The sequence below is a fragment of the Devosia sp. genome (assembly GCF_028290625.1).
In the GTDB taxonomy this organism is placed as follows: Bacteria; Pseudomonadota; Alphaproteobacteria; order Rhizobiales; family Devosiaceae; genus Devosia.
In genome coordinates, this window is record NZ_JAQGJM010000038.1 from 133,404 (window position 1) to 149,351 (window position 15,948).

The 15,948-nt window shown below is 62.4% G+C and carries 17 protein-coding genes; 4 read left to right on the forward strand and 13 right to left on the reverse strand.

Features of this window, described 5'->3' with window-relative positions:
* Positions 1-155 precede the first annotated feature (155 nt).
* Positions 156-665, reverse strand: coding sequence for a MarR family transcriptional regulator (locus tag JWR51_RS21660; protein ID WP_299752654.1), 510 nt, complete (start codon positions 663-665; stop codon positions 156-158).
* 199 nt (positions 666-864) lie between these two features.
* Positions 865-1,254, reverse strand: coding sequence for a hypothetical protein (locus JWR51_RS21665; protein ID WP_299752657.1), 390 nt, complete (start codon positions 1,252-1,254; stop codon positions 865-867).
* 97 nt (positions 1,255-1,351) lie between these two features.
* Here JWR51_RS21665 and hemB point away from each other — a divergent pair, with 97 nt between their 5' ends.
* From hemB to JWR51_RS21680, 3 genes are read left to right on the forward strand one after another with little or no spacing between them, the layout of a single operon-like run.
* The gene (gene hemB, locus JWR51_RS21670; RefSeq protein ID WP_299752660.1) at positions 1,352-2,365 is read left to right on the forward strand and encodes a porphobilinogen synthase; all 1,014 of its coding nucleotides are present in this window, start codon (positions 1,352-1,354) and stop codon (positions 2,363-2,365) included.
* A 59-nt stretch (positions 2,366-2,424) separates the two neighbouring features.
* A complete protein-coding gene (locus JWR51_RS21675) occupies positions 2,425-2,946 on the forward strand; it encodes an RDD family protein (RefSeq protein WP_299752662.1) in 522 nt (173 codons plus the stop codon).
* Between the two features lie 59 nt (positions 2,947-3,005).
* Complete coding sequence (locus tag JWR51_RS21680; protein WP_299752664.1) at positions 3,006-3,731, forward strand: arginyltransferase; 726 nt, start codon at positions 3,006-3,008, stop codon at positions 3,729-3,731.
* A 174-nt stretch (positions 3,732-3,905) separates the two neighbouring features.
* Here the strand turns inward: JWR51_RS21680 and JWR51_RS21685 are convergent, their stop codons facing one another.
* The 11 genes from JWR51_RS21685 to rpoZ form a co-directional block, all read right to left on the reverse strand.
* A complete protein-coding gene (locus JWR51_RS21685) occupies positions 3,906-4,214 on the reverse strand; it encodes a Dabb family protein (RefSeq protein WP_299752667.1) in 309 nt (102 codons plus the stop codon).
* A gap of 184 nt (positions 4,215-4,398) precedes the next feature.
* Positions 4,399-6,696 carry a DNA topoisomerase IV subunit A gene (gene parC, locus JWR51_RS21690; RefSeq protein ID WP_299752670.1) on the reverse strand — a complete coding sequence of 766 codons (2,298 nt, stop codon included), beginning with the start codon at positions 6,694-6,696 and terminating at the stop codon, positions 4,399-4,401.
* A gap of 568 nt (positions 6,697-7,264) precedes the next feature.
* Complete coding sequence (gene recO, locus JWR51_RS21695) at positions 7,265-7,975, reverse strand: DNA repair protein RecO (RefSeq protein ID WP_299752673.1); 711 nt, start codon at positions 7,973-7,975, stop codon at positions 7,265-7,267.
* Positions 7,976-7,982: 7 nt separating this feature from the next.
* The gene (locus JWR51_RS21700) at positions 7,983-8,369 is read right to left on the reverse strand and encodes a YkvA family protein (RefSeq protein ID WP_299752676.1); all 387 of its coding nucleotides are present in this window, start codon (positions 8,367-8,369) and stop codon (positions 7,983-7,985) included.
* Positions 8,370-8,373: 4 nt separating this feature from the next.
* Positions 8,374-9,300, reverse strand: a complete 927-nt coding sequence (era, locus tag JWR51_RS21705) for a GTPase Era (protein ID WP_299752679.1) — start codon at positions 9,298-9,300, stop codon at positions 8,374-8,376.
* Complete coding sequence (rnc, locus tag JWR51_RS21710) at positions 9,297-10,004, reverse strand: ribonuclease III (protein ID WP_299752682.1); 708 nt, start codon at positions 10,002-10,004, stop codon at positions 9,297-9,299. The genes era and rnc overlap by 4 nt, the downstream gene beginning before the upstream one ends.
* Entirely contained in the window at positions 10,001-10,819 is an 819-nt protein-coding gene (gene lepB, locus JWR51_RS21715; protein ID WP_299752685.1) for a signal peptidase I, read from the reverse strand. Before lepB ends, rnc begins: the two co-directional genes overlap by 4 nt.
* 30 nt (positions 10,820-10,849) lie before the next feature.
* Positions 10,850-11,278 carry a holo-ACP synthase gene (acpS, locus tag JWR51_RS21720; RefSeq protein WP_299752688.1) on the reverse strand — a complete coding sequence of 143 codons (429 nt, stop codon included), beginning with the start codon at positions 11,276-11,278 and terminating at the stop codon, positions 10,850-10,852.
* Positions 11,279-11,432: 154 nt separating this feature from the next.
* Complete coding sequence (pyrE, locus tag JWR51_RS21725; protein ID WP_299752691.1) at positions 11,433-12,026, reverse strand: orotate phosphoribosyltransferase; 594 nt, start codon at positions 12,024-12,026, stop codon at positions 11,433-11,435.
* The gene (locus tag JWR51_RS21730) at positions 12,019-14,295 is read right to left on the reverse strand and encodes a bifunctional (p)ppGpp synthetase/guanosine-3',5'-bis(diphosphate) 3'-pyrophosphohydrolase (protein WP_299752694.1); all 2,277 of its coding nucleotides are present in this window, start codon (positions 14,293-14,295) and stop codon (positions 12,019-12,021) included. Before JWR51_RS21730 ends, pyrE begins: the two co-directional genes overlap by 8 nt.
* Before the next feature lie 297 nt (positions 14,296-14,592).
* Positions 14,593-14,961, reverse strand: coding sequence for a DNA-directed RNA polymerase subunit omega (rpoZ, locus tag JWR51_RS21735; RefSeq protein WP_299727592.1), 369 nt, complete (start codon positions 14,959-14,961; stop codon positions 14,593-14,595).
* 254 nt (positions 14,962-15,215) lie between these two features.
* Here rpoZ and JWR51_RS21740 point away from each other — a divergent pair, with 254 nt between their 5' ends.
* Complete coding sequence (locus tag JWR51_RS21740) at positions 15,216-15,800, forward strand: NYN domain-containing protein (RefSeq protein WP_299752697.1); 585 nt, start codon at positions 15,216-15,218, stop codon at positions 15,798-15,800.
* Positions 15,801-15,948: the final 148 nt, after the last annotated feature.

A 15,948-nucleotide genomic window follows, 5' to 3' on the forward strand; every position in this document is an offset into this window, starting at 1 on the left:
TTGCTTTCAGGTGTGGCGGGCACGCAACATTCGGCTGATCCCGGTCTGCAAATGGCGGTCTTCTGCGCTTCCGGTCCTCACGTACTGATGTACGTTCCGGTCCGGTTCTCGAAAACCACCATTTTCGACTCGGGCTGAGTCGAATGCGTTCAAGCTTAGAGCTTGTAGAGAATCTGGTCGACCCAGAAGCGTTCGAGGCGGGCCAGCGCCTTGTTGAGACCGTCGAATTCGTCGTCGCCCAGGCCGCCGACCTTGTCGATGGATTTGAGGTGACGGTCATAGAGTTCGTCGATGACTTCGGCGACTTCTTCGCCCTTCGGGGTCAGCTTGATACGGACCGAGCGGCGGTCGGTGCGCGAGCGTTCCTGGAAGATATAGCCGGTTTCGACCAGCTTCTTGAGATTGTAGGACACGTTGCTGCCCAGGTAGTAACCGCGCGAGCGCAGTTCACCGGCGGTCAGCTCGGCATCGCCGATGTTGAACATCAGCAGCGCCTGGACGGGATTGATATCGTCCCAGCCCATGCGGTCGAACTCGTCCTTGATCAGGTCGAGCAGGCGACGATGCAGACGCTCGACCCGGGAAACAGCTTCGAGATAAAGCGGCTTCAAGCTCTGGGTACGTTCCGGGACCATAGCCTCGGCGGCGTTGGATTTGATTGCCATTCTAGCCTCACTGTTGTTCCGACTGTGCGATTTTTCGCATCTCATGAGGCCAAACTACGGCCACCGGACTAAGATCGGGCTAAGCCGCACGCTTAAAACTATCTTACTGGAATAGTTCGAGAATTTGGCTTTATTCTTCGTTACACCAGTGCATAAAGTTGTAACCTAAACGGGGTCTGAACACCCCGTTATCGGCTTGTTAGTCATGTGCCTGGGCGCGGCGGAGGCGGATGCCGAGCACGAAGATGATGAGGATGGAGACCAGCAAAAGCAGGCGCACCGCGAAGCCGAAGGCGCTCATGCGGATGTCGGGATTGCCCATCAGGTAGAGCACCATTTCGATGAAGGTGGCGGCGGCAAGCAGCACCGCGCCCCAACTGGCCTTGATCCACAGGCCCACCGCCGCGAACAGGCGCGTCAGCGAAAAGATGGCCAGGTAGACAAAGCCGGTCATGCCCAGGGTCGCCATGGGCGAGACATTGCCAAGATTGACGCCGAGCAGGCGCGCGGCATCGTTGAGGCCCAGCAGCAGGCTGATGATGGCGACGATGCGGATATAGATGCCGATGGCGGGTGCGTTGAAATCCATGGCGGTTTTCTAGCGCTTGGCCGGGGCTGCGACAAGCTACGCCTTTATGCCGTGAACGGCGGCTGGTAATACGGCTGCGGTTTTATGGAGATCTAGCATGGCCGAGCAATGGAACAAGCACGACATGGAGTTCCTGGGCGGCCGCCGGTTGCGCCGGACGCGGCGGACGGCGTGGAGCCGGGCCATGGTGCGCGAGACCGTGCTAACGCCAAGCGACCTGATCTGGCCGCTGTTCGTGATCGAGGGGCACAATGAGAAGACGGCGATCCGCACCATGCCGGGCGTGGAGCGGCTGAGCGTCGATTTGTGCGTGGCGGCGGCGAAGGCGGCGCGGGATGCGGGGATACCGGCGCTGGCGCTGTTCCCCAATACGCCGGAGCATCTGCGCAGCGAGAATGCGGCGGAGGCGTATAATCCGGACAACCTGATGTGCCGGGCGCTGAGCGCGATCAAGGACGCGGTGCCGGAAATCGGGCTGATCGCCGACGTGGCGCTGGATGAGTATTCCAGCGACGGCCAGGACGGGCTGGTGCGCGACGGCGAAGTGCTGAACGACGAGACCATCGAAGTGATGATCCGCTCCACGCTGGTGCAGACGCGGGCGGGGGCGGACATCATCGCGCCGTCGGACATGATGGATGGGCGCGTGGCGGCGATCCGCATGGCGCTGGATGCCGAGGGGCATGAGCAGACGCAGATCATGGCTTATGCGGCCAAATATGCGTCCTTCTTCTATGGGCCGTTCCGCGAGGCGGTAGGCTCTGGCGCTCGGCTCAAGGGCGACAAGAAGACCTATCAGATGGACTATGCCAATTCCGATGAGGCACTGCGCGAGATCGCGCAGGACATCGAGGAAGGGGCCGACAGCGTAATGGTCAAGCCGGGGATGCCGTATCTGGACATCGTGCGGCGGGCCAAGGATGCGTTCAATATTCCGATCTACGCGTACCAGGTGAGCGGGGAATACGCGATGATCGAGATGGCGGCGGCGGCTGGGGCGATCGATCGCAAGGGCGCGATTCTGGAGAGCCTTTATGGGTTCAAGCGGGCCGGGGTCAGCGGCGTGCTGACGTATTTTGCGCTGGAGGTAGCGCGGGAGCTGGGGCGCTAGGTTACTTTTGTGTGCCCACCCTCTTGCGCAGGGGGCAGGCCGTGACAATCTGATTGGGCATGGACCAGACCTATCAAAACAGCCGCCCTACCCTGCCCGATCCGTCGACGGCTCCCGAATTGTTCGAGGGGCTGCTGACGCGGCGCGTTGCTGCGTGGTTTATCGACGTGGTGGTGATGAGCGCGATGATCGTGGCGTTCAGCATCGTGGGGCTGGTTGCGGGCTTTCTCACTTTCGGGCTGGCATGGTTGGCGCTGATCGTGGTCGTGCCGGCAACGGTGGTGCTGTATTACGGCGCGACGCTGGGTTCGGCCAAGCGCGCGACGCTGGGTATGCAGGCCATGGATCTGGTGTTGACGCCGACTCGCGGGCAGCCGCTGAATGGCCCGATGGCGTTTGTGCATGCGGCGGTGTTCTGGGTCACGATCTGGATTTCCTGGCCGATTTCGCTGCTGGTGGCGTTGTTCACGCCGCGCCGGCAAATGATTCACGACCTGATCGTGGGCACTTTGATGGTGCGCCGGTCGCCGATGGAGCGGCATTGGCGCGGGCAAAACCCGCGGAACGAGCCCGCTTATTGAAGCGTTGCGAGTGAGCGCCCGCAGGACTACACTGTGGCGATGCCATGGCAGTGCTTTAGATGACCGACCAGACTCCGGAAACAACGCAGCTGTTCCTGACCGCGGCGATGCCGTGCCCTTATCTGCCGGGTAAGCAGGAGCGAAAGCTGTTTACGCATCTGACCGGACGGCGTGCATCGAACCTGCACCATCTGCTCAGCGAGAACGGATTTCGGCGCAGCCAGAACCTGATCTATCGGCCGGCCTGCGAGGGCTGCAACGCGTGCCAATCGGTGCGGATCGTGGCCGACGCATTCGTTCCTTCGGGGCGGTTCCGGCGCGTGGAGGCCAAGAACAACGATCTTGGTATCGATGTGCGGCAGCCGATCGCGACCAGCGAACAGTACGATTTGTTCAAGCGCTACCTGGAATCGCGCCATGCCGGCGGCGGCATGAACCAGATGAGCTTTGTCGACTATGAGTACATGGTCGAGGATACACCGGTGCAATCGGTGCTGGTGGAATATCGCCTGCGCGACCACCCGGACCAGCCGCTGGTCGCGGTAGCGCTGACCGATGTGATGCCGGATGGCCTGTCGATGGTCTACAGCTTTTATGATCCCGATTTGGCGCATCGGAGCTTGGGGACCTTCCTCATTCTCGACCATATCGCGCAGGTGCGCTCGGCCGGGCTAGGATACGTCTATCTGGGGTACTGGGTAAAAGATTCCCCGAAAATGGCCTACAAGGCCGATTATCAGCCGTTGCAGGTGCAAAAGGGTCCGCTTGGGTGGTGCGCCCTCTAGGGCGAGTGTGGCGCATTCTGCCCACAAACACTGGTCATTCCCGCGCAGGCGGGAACCTCTGTTTTCTTCCTTGAGCCTGGCCAACGGAGGTCCCCGCCTTCGCGGGGATGACCCGGTGGGTGTGGACAAATAGAGCGAAGCGGGCTGTCGCTGACCGCCGCTTGGTTGCTCCCCTCAAACTTCCAGATCGAACACCATCAACCCCTCGATGCCGCCTTCGAGGGCGGCGACGAGGCGTCCGCCGGCGGCTTGGTGGGCGGGGTCGGTGAGGTAGGCGTCGCGGGCGGCGGCGTCGCGCAGGTCCATGACGAAGCCGTCATTGAAGCCCTTGCCGAGGCCTTCGGGCGAAACGTTGGGGCCGAACTTGGCGGAGAGCAGGCCATCGATGGGGCCGACAAGGGCGTTGAGCTGGGCGTAGACGCCGTCGCGCTCGGACTGCGGGACGTTGGCGCGGAATTTGAAGAAGACGCAGTGGCGGATCATGACGAGCTCCAATTCTGGTTCTGCCTTCTCCCCTTGAGGGAGAAGGTGCCCCGAAGGGGCGGATGAGGGGTTTCTTTCAAGGCATTCAAGCATAGGTGGGCGCAGCACCCCTCACCCTGTTCTTCCGCTGAACGCGGAAGAACTGTCCCTCTCCCTCAAGGGGCGAGGGTAAGAAAGGCGGCGGTTACCCCACGAACTTATTGTTCTTCGGAAACCCGTTGGGCGGTTGACGGCCGGCCGTGGCGCGGTCGCCGGACCAGTCGGTGAGTTCTTCCATGGGCTTGGTGTAGGTGCGGCCGGAGCTGTCGGTCCAGGTGAGGCCATCGGCGGCGTAGAAGGTTTTGAGGTCGGAGACGCCGCCGTCCTTGTATTTCTGCAAGCGGACGCCCTTGCCACGCCCCATTTCGGCGAGCTGAGCGAGCGGGAAGACCAGCAGCTTGCGGTTTTGGCCGATGATGGCGACACGGTCGCCGGCCAGCGGCACCAGCAGCTTGGCTTCGTCGGGCGCGGTGACGTTGAGGATCTGCTTGCCCTTGCGGGTATTGGCGATCATTTCGTCTTCCGAGACGATGAAGCCATAGCCGGCGGCGGAGGCGATGATACGCTTGGTGCCGGGGCGATACAGGAACAGGTCGAGGATGTCCTGACCTTCCTCGATATCGACCATGATGCGCACCGGCTCGCCCTGGCCACGGCCGCCGGGGAGCTTGTCGCCGCCAAGAGTATAAACCTTGCCGCCGGTGGTGAGCAGCAGCAGCTTGTCGGTGGTCTGGGCATTGAGGCTCAGCTTGAGGCGATCGCCAGCTTTGAAACCCTTCTCGTCGACCTCGGCATTGTGGCCCTTGAGGGCACGTATCCAGCCTTTTTCGGAGAGCACCACGGTGATCGGCTCGCGCTCAATAAAGGCCTCGGTGACTTCGGCGTGGTCGGCACTGGGCATGTCGCCGAACATGGAGCGGCGGCCGCCGAGCGGATGCAGGGCGCCGTTGGCGTCGAACATCGGATAGGCTTTTTTGAGGGCCTCGACCTGCTTGGAGATTTCGCCCCACTGGCGCTTGTCGGAGGCCAGCAGCAATTCGAGGCGGCCCTTTTCGTCGGTCAGGTCGCTGTGCTCCTTGCGGAGTTCCATTTCTTCCAGCTTGCGCAAGGAGCGCAGGCGCATGTTGAGGATGGCTTCGGCCTGATTGTCGGTGAGCGAGAAGGTGCTCATCAACATTGGCTTGACCTCGTCCTCCTCGCGGATGATGCGGATCACCTCATCGAGGTTGAGATAGGCGATGATGTAGCCTTCGAGCACTTCGAGGCGGTTGGCGATCTGCTCGAGGCGGTGGCTGGTGCGGCGCTGCAGCACGATCTTGCGGTGATCGAGCCAGGCGCGCAGGGCATCGCCCAGGCTCATGACACGGGGCACGGTGCCCTTGTCGAGCACGTTGAGGTTGAGCGGGAACCGCACCTCGAGATCGGTGGTGCGGAACAGTTGCTCCATCAGGATATTGGCGTCGACTGTGCCGGCGCGCGGCTCCAGCACGAGGCGGATGTCATCGGCGCTTTCGTCACGCACGTCTTTCAGCAGCGGGAGCTTCTTGGCCAGCAGCAGTTCGGCGATCTTTTCAACCAGGCGTGACTTCTGGATGCCGTAGGGAATTTGCGTGACGACAATCTGGTAGACACCGCGGCCCTTTTCTTCTTTTTCCCAGACGGCGCGCAGGCGGAACGAGCCGCGGCCGGTCTCATAGGCATTGACGATGGCCGAGCGGGTTTCGACCAATTGCCCACCGGTGGGGAAATCGGGGCCGCGCACCAGATCGTCGGCGCTGAGCGGGCTGGAGAGATCCTGGTGGATCAGCTCATCGACCGTGGCGGCGGGATTGAAGATCAGCTTGAGCGCGGCGTTGCACAGCTCGACCAGATTGTGCGGCGGCACCGAGGTGGCCATGCCGACGGCGATACCGGTGGAGCCATTGGCGAGCAGATTGGGAAAGTTCGAGGGCAGGACGACGGGCTCCTCGTCCTCGCCGTCATAGGTGGGTTTGAAATCGATGGCATCTTCGGTGATGCCTTCGAGGAGGCGCGTGGCCACGTCGGTCATACGGGATTCGGTGTACCGCATGGCGGCGGCGCTATCGCCGTCGATATTGCCGAAATTGCCCTGGCCATCGACCAGCGGGTAGCGCAGGGCAAAATCCTGGGCCAGGCGGACCAGGGCGTCATAGATCGACTGGTCGCCGTGCGGATGGAACTTACCGATCACGTCGCCGACGATACGGGCGGATTTCTTGTAGCCCTGGTTCGGATCGAGCTTGAGCAGGCGCATGGCGTGGATGATGCGGCGGTGGACGGGTTTCAGGCCGTCGCGGGCATCGGGGAGCGCGCGCTGGGTGATCGTGGACAGCGCATAGGACAGATACCGCTCTTCCAGCGCCGCGCGCAGATCGACGATGCGCTGATCGTCGGCGGGAGGAAGGGTATCGGATGCGGCCATGGCGTCGGGTCTCGGGAGAACGAATCAGGATTGGACTATAGCGGGGATGGGGAAGAAACGCAGGGTTTGCGGCGGTTTGGGTGAGGGTTTTGCAGGGGTTTCAGCGGGTTTGACCGCAGCGCCGGGGGCGTGCGGTTTGGAAAGACTGCGGCATGCGGCGAGACGTGCCTCATGGGTTTTGTAGTAAGCGAGACACATCTCGCCGCATGCGATGGGGTTTCTGGCCGCTCGAACGTGGCCTCCATTGTTTCAGGAGACGAACGTCGCGCAGGCCCAGGGATCGCGCGACCGCATTCCCCTCCCACCAAACTCCCCACGGCCGTTCGTCGCGAACCCGCAGCCATTGTGGAGATATCGGGGGTGATTATGGGGGAGGAATTGGGGGTGGGGAGAAGGGGGATAGAGGGGATGGATCAACCCTCCTACCACCGTGTCTTCCCGCGGGCTTGACCCGCGGGGCGCTCAACGCGAACGCTGACCTGTAGTGGGTGCTGGTCGCGGCCCGCGGGTCGAGCCCGCGGGAAGTGCGGTGGGTGGGGAGGAGCTGTGCAAAGGGTGAGCCGCGTGCTCAATCTTGCTGCTTGGTCAAACTCTCGATCAGCGCGTCGCGAACGGAGGGGGCAGCAATATCACGAGGCCCCCAGACGTGCATATCCAGAAAATGCCCGGTTAGCCGGAACGCGTTGGCGATGTCGTCGGGGGAAGCGTTGCCGCGGTGGGTGAGGCAGGCGGCGAGGGGCAGGAGGCGGTCGAGATAGGGTTGGGCGGCGGCGCGGGAGACGGCGCGGCCGGATTTGGGGGAGACGTGCGTCAGATCGGTGGTGACGCCGGTGGCGGCGCAGGAGGTGAGGTCGAGGCCGAAGCCGAGTTCGTCGAGCACGGCGAGTTCGAAACGGGCGATGGCGGCGCCGTCGGGGGCATTGTCGAGCAGGTTGAGCGCCATGCCGAGGAGGCGGTCGTGGGGGTCGCGTTCGGGGAGCAGGTGGAGGAGTTCGCAGATCAACTGGCTGGCATAGAGGCGGGTGCGGTCGGCGATCAGGTCGGCGGCGCGGGCGGTGAGGAGTTCCGTGGTGAAGGTGCCGAGATGATCCTCGAGGCGGGCGCGCCAGACCAGTTGCACGGTATTGCCGGGCTGGAAGATGGCGGCGGTTTTGGGGGCGCGACCACCGCGGACGAGGCCGAGCCAGCGACCGCGGCCGACCACCATGGCCTCGGCGATGAGGCTGGTTTCACCGTGGCGGCGCACACCGATCAACAGGCCTTCGCCGGTCCATTCCATGGTGAACTTATAGCAGATCGGTGAAGAGCATGGCGATGGCGACAAGCGCCAGCAGCCAAAGGGCGATGATGACGGCCAGGCCGATGCGGCTCACGGGCTTGGCGGCAATCAGCGTGGCGGCGGCGCGGTGTTCGGCCATCAAGGGTGCGGGGATCAGTTTGACGACGGCCAAAATGCCAAGCGGGACGATCAGCATGTCATCGAGATAGCCGAGGATCGGGATGAAATCGGGAATCAGATCGACCGGCGACAGAGCGTAGGCGGCGACGCAGGCGGCCAGGATGCGGGCGGCGAGCGGTGTGCGCGGATCCTTGGCGGCCAGCCAGATGGCGATGACGTCACGCTTGATCGCCCCCGCCCATTGCTTGGCGCGATCAAGCGTGGCGAATGCCATGGGCTCAGTTCTTTCCGTGGGGGTATTCAAGGCCCATTTCGCGGTAGCGCTCGGGGTCGTCGCCCCACTTTTCGCGGACTTTGACGAAGAGGAAGAGGTGGATTGGGACTTCGTACATTTCCATCAGCTCCTTGCGGCTTTCCTGGCCGATAGTCTTGATGGTTTGGCCGCCGGCGCCCAGCACGATCTTCTTGTGGGTGTCGCGGGTGACGTAGATGACCTGGTCGATCTTGTAGGAGCCGTCCTTCTGGATCTTGAAGCTCTCGGTCTCGACGGTGGAATTGTAGGGAATTTCGTCGTGGATGCGCAGGAACAGCTTTTCGCGCGTGATCTCGGCCGCAGTGATGGCCATGGTGAGATCGGTCAGGTGATCCTCGGGGAAATGCCAGGGGCCGGGTGGAATGTGCTTGACGCACCAATCCATGAAGTCCTGCACGCCGTCGCCCTTGAGCGCCGAAATCATGAAGGTGGCCTCGAAACGCAGCTTGGCATTGATGGTCTCGGAGAGCTTGAGCAGATGCTCGCGCTTGACCGCATCGACCTTGTTGAGGATGAGAATTTTGGGATGGTTGACGTTGGCCAGACCTTCCAGAAGAGATTCCAGATCCGGACCTAAACCCCTTTCGGCATCAAGGATAAAGGCGACGATATCGGCATCCCCTGCCCCGCCCCAGGCGCTGTCGACCATGGCGCGGTCCAGCCGGCGCTTCGGCGCAAAAATGCCGGGGGTGTCGATGAAGACGAGCTGGGCCTTTTTGTCCTCAAGGGTGACGACGCCGCGGACCTGGCTGCGGGTGGTCTGCGCCTTGTGGGTGACGATGGACACTTTGGTGCCCACGAGCGAATTCAGCAGGGTCGACTTGCCGGCATTGGGCGCACCGACGAGGGCGATGAAGCCACAGGATGTATCGACGAGAGGTAATTGGTTCATGCGGGGGTTTTCCAGACGTTTTGAGCGATGAGGAAGGCCTCGGCGGCCTTGTGTTCGGCAATTTTCTTGGACGGGCCCGAGGCGCTGAGCGGGGGGAACTCGCCGAGCGCAACGGTGATGGTGAATTCGGGGGCGTGGTCGGGGCCGGTGCGGGCGGACTGGATATAGGCGGGTGGCTCGAGGCCGCGGGCCTGGGCCCATTCCTGGAGGGTGGTCTTGGCGTCGGCGCGGTCGGCATGGCCTTCGGAGAGCTGGTCGCCGAACATGCGCTCGACGAATTCATAGGCCTTGCCGAGGCCGCCATCGCAATAGATGGCGCCGATCACGGCTTCGGCGACATCGCCGAGGATAGCTTCCTTTTCGGCACCGCCGGTGCGCGCCTCGCTGGAGCCGAGGTTCATTTCGGCGCCGAGATCGAGCTGACGGGCGATGATGGCGCAAGTTTCCTTGCGCACCAGAGTGTTGAGGGTGCGCGACAGCTCGCCCTCATTGGCCTTGGGCAGGCGGCGATAGAGCATGTCGGCGACGACGAGGCCGAGCACGCGGTCACCGAGGAATTCGAGGCGCTGATAGGAGCGCTCGATGCGCTTGGCGGGCGAGAGGGCGCTGGAATGGGTCAGCGCGCGGTCAAGCAGATCCGGATCGGCGAAGCGATAGCCCAGCCGTTGTTCCAGACCTGAATGGGACCGGGCGCGCTGGCTCACTGCCCGGTAACGCGCGGGGTATAGTTGTTGACGTTTTGGAACATGCGGTCCCAGCGCACATTGGCGGGCCACTGCCAGACCTGCCACGGCGGAATATTGTTGGTGATCGAGAAGAAGGTGGCCTCGGCCTTGGCGATCAGGTTCGTCGCGGGGACGTAGCCAACCGACTGCAGCACGCGGCTATCGGCGGAGCGGTCGCGGTTGTCGCCCATCATGAAGTAATGGCCGGCGGGGACGACGTATTCCTGGGTGTTGTCGAGCTGGGCGTCGTCGGAAATTTCCTGGATGATGTGGGTCGTGCCCTCCGGGAAGGTTTCCTTGTAGACGGTGACTTCGCGGTCGTCGCCGGTGCTGTCGGTATCGATGGCGGTGCCGACTTTTTCGCGCTCGACCATGACGTCGTTGATGTAGAGGCGGCCGGCCTTCATCTGGATGCGGTCGCCAGGAAGGCCGACGACGCGCTTGATGTATTCGATGTTCTGCGGCACGGGGCGGAACACAGCAACATCGCCGCGGTTGGGCTCACGGCCGAGGATGCGGCCGTTGATGGGCAGTTCAAAATCGAGCAGCGTGAAATCGCCGTAGCGGCCGAGCGAGAAGGAATGCTTGCCATAGCCCCAGACCCACTTATTGGCGACGAAGTAATCGCCGATCATCAGGGTCTGCTGCATTGAACCGGTGGGGATCGAGAAGGGCTGGTAGAGGAAAGAGCGCAGCACGATGGCGATCAGCAGCGCCTCGACCACGACCACGATGGTATCCCACCACTCGTTGGTCGCAGACTTCTTGCTGGTTTTTGGTGCGGACTGGCTCATTGATATCCCCGAAACGATGCTTGCAGACGGTTAGAGCGTTACCGGGGCCCGGTCAACTTCGTTGGCCGGCAGCGCTTCGATGATCACGAACGCTTGCGCGAGGCCAGCGTCGTCGGTGATGGTCAGGTGAATGTGGGGAACATGGCCGGGCGGCACAAGGCGGGCGAGCGCTTTGGCCGCGCCATTGGTCAGATGCATGGTCGGTTTGCCCGATGGCAGGTTTACGACGCCCATGTCGCGCCAATAAACGCCAAAACTAAGGCCGGTGCCCAGGGCCTTGGAACAGGCCTCCTTGGCGGCGAAGCGCTTGGCGTAGGAGGCGGCACGCTGGGCGCGGCGATCGGACTTGCGGCGCTCGATCTCGGTGAAGCAGCGCTGGGTGAAGCGGTCGCCGTAACGCTCGAGCGTTTTTTCGACGCGGCCGATCTGGCAGAGGTCGGAGCCGAAGCCGATGATCATGGTGTGGCTCCCTTTGAGGAGGGGAACCCCCACCTAGCCTCCCCCTGATAGGGGGAGGAATTCCGTCGAGTTTTTGGCTCGATCTTGCCCCGGCAACCGACTAGGCTCCTCCCCCTACCAGGGGGAGGCGGGGTGGGGGTGATGGTACAGAAAATCACTTCACCCCCTGAATGCCGCGGCTGCCGGGTTTGACCGGGGGGATGGCGGCAAGTTCGGGAGGAAGCTGGTCGGCTGGATACGCCGGGACCTTGAACTGGATCAGCGAAACCAGGGGCACGCCGACATCGGCTTCGCCGCCGGAGCGGTCGATGAGGCAGGCGGCGGCGACGACGTTGGCGCCGATGGCACGAAGTGCCTCGACGCATTCGCGGATGGAGAGGCCGGTGGAGACGATGTCCTCGACGACGATGACCTTGTCATCGGCCGAGATTTCGAAGCCGCGGCGCAGTTCGAACTTGCCGTCGACGCGCTCGGTATAGAGTGCGGGGACGTTGAGGTGGCGGGAGGTTTCGTAGCCGGGAATAATGCCGCCGATGGCCGGGGAGACCACCTTGGTCACATCGCCATAGCCCTCGGCGTGGATCTTTTCGGCCAGCGCCTTGCAGAGCTTTTCGGTCTGGGCGGCGTATTGGAAGACCTTGGCCTTTTGCAGGAAGATCGGCGAGCGCAGACCGGACGACAGGATGAAGTGGCCCTCCAGCATGGCGCCGCATTCGCGGAAAATGGCGAGCACTTCGTCTTTATTCATCGTCATTTCTCCGTTCGACCTGACCGTCCCATTCCAGCGTCGAAATCATGCCGGCTTCGCGCACGCCTGCACGTTGGACGGAAGAAAGGCCGGGGCTGCGCTTGAGCGTTGCCAGAACATCGGTCAGTTGCGCAAGGTCGCGGACCTCGATTTCAAAGATCATCTGGTGGAAATCGGGTGAAATCATCCGCATCACCAGATTGTTGATGTTGGCGTCGCAGGCGGCGATGGCCGAGGTGATCTGCGCCAGGGAGCCGGGCTTGTTGACGGACTCCATGGTGATCACGGTGGCGTAGAGCTTGTCTTCGCTGCTTGGATGCCAGCGGACATCGACCCAGGCGACATCCTGGTCGTGCATCTCGTTCAGGGCGTCGGAATGGATCGGATAGACCAGCATGGGCATATCGGGCTGCATGATGCCGACGAGGCGATCGCCGGGCACGACGCCTTCGCTCGACACCTGCACCTCGGTGTGGAAATCGAGCTGACGCATGGCGAGCTTGGCGCGCGGGCCGGGCTTTTGGCCGCCGGGAACGCGGAAGCGGAACAGGTCGGTTGAGCGCAGCGCGAACCAGCCGTCGGCGGTATCGGCCACGGGCAGTTCCAGCTTGCGGCGGCGCTTGCGCAAGCCCTTGATGCGGGCCAGTTCGTTGGCCAGCGGCTCGCTGCCGATCTTGCCTTCGCCCACGGCCATCAATAGCTCGCGGCGGCTGGTGACGCCGAGAGATTCGGCCAGCGCCTTGGCCTCGCTGTCGTCGAGCGAGACGCCTTCGCGCTCCAGCATCATGGAGAGGACATGCTCGCCCAGGGCGAAGGCGCGCTGGTTGGCAGCGTTGCGGACCGAGCGGCGGATGGCGGCGCGGGCCTTGCCGGTGGCGGCGATGCCGATCCAGTTGCTGGGGGGCAAATGGTTCTGGTCGCGGATGATCTCGACTTCGTCGCCGCTGCGGAGCTGGGTCACCAGCGGCAGGATGGCGCCGTTGATCTTGGCGCCGACCGTGGTGTCGCCGATATCGGTATGCAGCGCGTAGGCGAAATCGATGGGCGTGGCACCGCGTGGCAGCGCGATGAGGCGGCCGCGCGGGGTGAAGCAGAACACCTGGTCCTGGAACAGCTCGAGCTTGGTGTATTCGAGGAAATCCTCGGTGGATGAGCCAGCGGTCAGGTGGCCGATCGTGGTACGCAGGGAGCCATAGGCCTGGCTCTCGTTTTCAAGGCGGTTCAGGTCGGCGGAGGCGCCGTCCTTGTAGAGGGCGTGGGCGGCGATGCCGTATTCGGCGATCTTGTCCATTTCCTCGGTGCGAATCTGCAGTTCGGCGCGCTGGCGGCCGGGGCCAACAATCGTCGTGTGGATGGAGCGATAGTCGTTGTGTTTGGGGACCGAGATATAGTCCTTGAAGCGGTTAGGCACGACTTTCCACTTGGTGTGGACGACGCCGACGGTGCGGTAGCATTCCTCGACCGAGCCGACGATGACGCGGAAGCCGATCATGTCGGAGAGTTGCTCCAGCGCGATGGATTTGCGCTCGATCTTGTTGAAGATCGAATAGGGCGACTTCACGCGCGCCTTGACCCGGGCGGAAATGCCCTCGGTGGCGAGGCGTTCGCTGAGCTCGGTCGAGATGGTGGAAATGGTCTCGCGATACTCGGCCTGCATCTCATCGAGACGCTCGGTGATGGCGTTGTAGTGATCGGGCTGCAATATCTTGAAGGAGATGTCCTCAAGCTCGTTGCGCATGTCCTGCATACCCATGCGGCCGGCGAGCGGGGCATAGATATCCATGGTCTCCTGGGCAATACGGGTGCGCTTTTCGGGCGGCATGTATTGCAGGGTGCGCATGTTGTGCAGGCGGTCGGCAAGCTTGACCAGAAGGACACGCACGTCCTGGGAAATCGCCAGCAGCAGCTTGCGCAGGTTCTCGGCCTGGGCCTCCTCGCGCGAGACCAGGTTGAGACGCTCGATCTTGGTCAGACCATCGACGATGGCGCCGATTTCGGGGCCGAAGAGCTGGTCGATTTCGGCGCGGGTGGCGTCGGTATCCTCGATAGTGTCGTGCAGCAGGCCCACGGCGATGGAGGCGTCGTCGAGCTTCAGCTCGGTCAGAATGGCTGCGACTTCAAGGGGATGGTTGAAGTAGGGGTCGCCCGAGGCACGCTTTTGCGAGCCATGCTTCTGCATGGCGTAGACATAGGCTTTGTTCAAAAGATCTTCGTCGACGTCCGGGTTATACGCCTGGACGCGTTCGACGAGTTCGTACTGACGCATCATGGGATTAGGTGCCGCTCACTCTTGGAAAGAGCTTAGCGCTTTGGGAAAACAGTGGGAAGGGCGACGGCGGACTATATCGGTCAGACTGCGCCGAATAGGGCGGCGGGACTGAATTAGTGCTGGCACTGCCCTTGCTTCCCGCGGGCTTGATCCGCGGGCCGCTCGTCGCGCTTGCCGTGTTGAGAGTGACCCGCGGATCAAGTTCGCGGGAAGGACTGTGGGTGTGGCGACTGGGTGCACAAACGAAAACACCCCCGGCCGAGGCCGAGGGTGCTGATTTCAACAGACTGGGAAAAATCAGTCGTCGCGACGTTCTGGCGGCGCGAGGCTTTCGATGCCGCGCAGCAGTTCGTCTTCGCTCATGGTGTCGAAGCTCAGCGAATCGTCGTTGCTGTCGTTTTCGATCATCGGCGCGGCGTGCTGTTCGGGCTCGTCGACCTCGACATATTTCTGCAGCGAGTGGATCAGGTCCTCGTGCAGGTCATCGGGGGAAATGGCGCCATCGCCGATTTCGCGCAGGGCGACAACGGGATTCTTGTCGTTATCACGCGACACGGTGATTTGGGCGCCGGACGAAATCATGCGCGCGCGATGGGCGGCCATGAGTACGAGATCGAAACGGTTTTCGATCTTTTCAATGCAGTCTTCAACGGTGACGCGGGCCACGGACGTCTCCACACTTTGGGGGATGAACGGTTCCCTTACACGAGGGAGCGGGCAGACACAAGGTTTGGTCTAACCGCTGACCATGCCCCTGCCCTGCGTCAGTGGCGTGACACCCTCTCGCGGAGTTAACTTGCGTAGAATGGTTCAAATGTGCGAATACCAATGGCAGGTTAAAGTCTTCTGCGGAATTTATTCAGGCGCAAGGCATTGTTGCCGCTCAGTTTTTGGACCCGCAGGGCCGCATAGGAGTTTGTATGGCGATCGATCCCCGCGAAAAAATCGTGTTATTCATCGATGGGGCCAATCTATATGCGACCTCCAAAGCCATCGGCGTGGACATCGATTATCGCCGGCTTTTGGCTGAATTCAGCGCCAAGGCGTATCTGTTGCGGGCCAATTATTACACCGCGCTGGTCGAGGACCAGGAATACTCGTCCATTCGTCCGCTGATCGACTGGCTGGATTATAACGGCTTCACAGTGGTGACCAAGCCGGCCAAGGAATTCACCGACGCCAGCGGCCGCCGCAAGATCAAGGGCAATATGGACATCGAACTGTGTGTCGATGCCCTGGAGTTGGCCCCCTATTATGATCACATGGTGTTGTTTTCGGGCGATGGCGACTTCACCGCGCTGGTGGCGGCGCTGCAGCGCAAGGGCAAGCGCGTGACCGTGGTGTCGACGCTGACCAGCTCGACGCCGATGATTTCCGATGACCTGCGGCGGCAGGCGGACTTTTTCATGGATGTGGCGGAATTGGCCAAGAGCGTTGGGCGGCCGCCGAGCACACGGCCGGTGGTGGCGCCTGTTGTGGCACCGGTGGTTCCAGACGAAGAATAGTCCCACGCCCTCGTGGTTCGAGGCGCTGAAGAAGCGCACCTCACCATGAGGGCTACTTTTGGATCGCGCTACCTAGTAGTCGCAGATCGCGATTCCCTCAGTAGACCTCATGGTGAGGTGGGAGCGCAGCGACCCTCGAACCACGAGG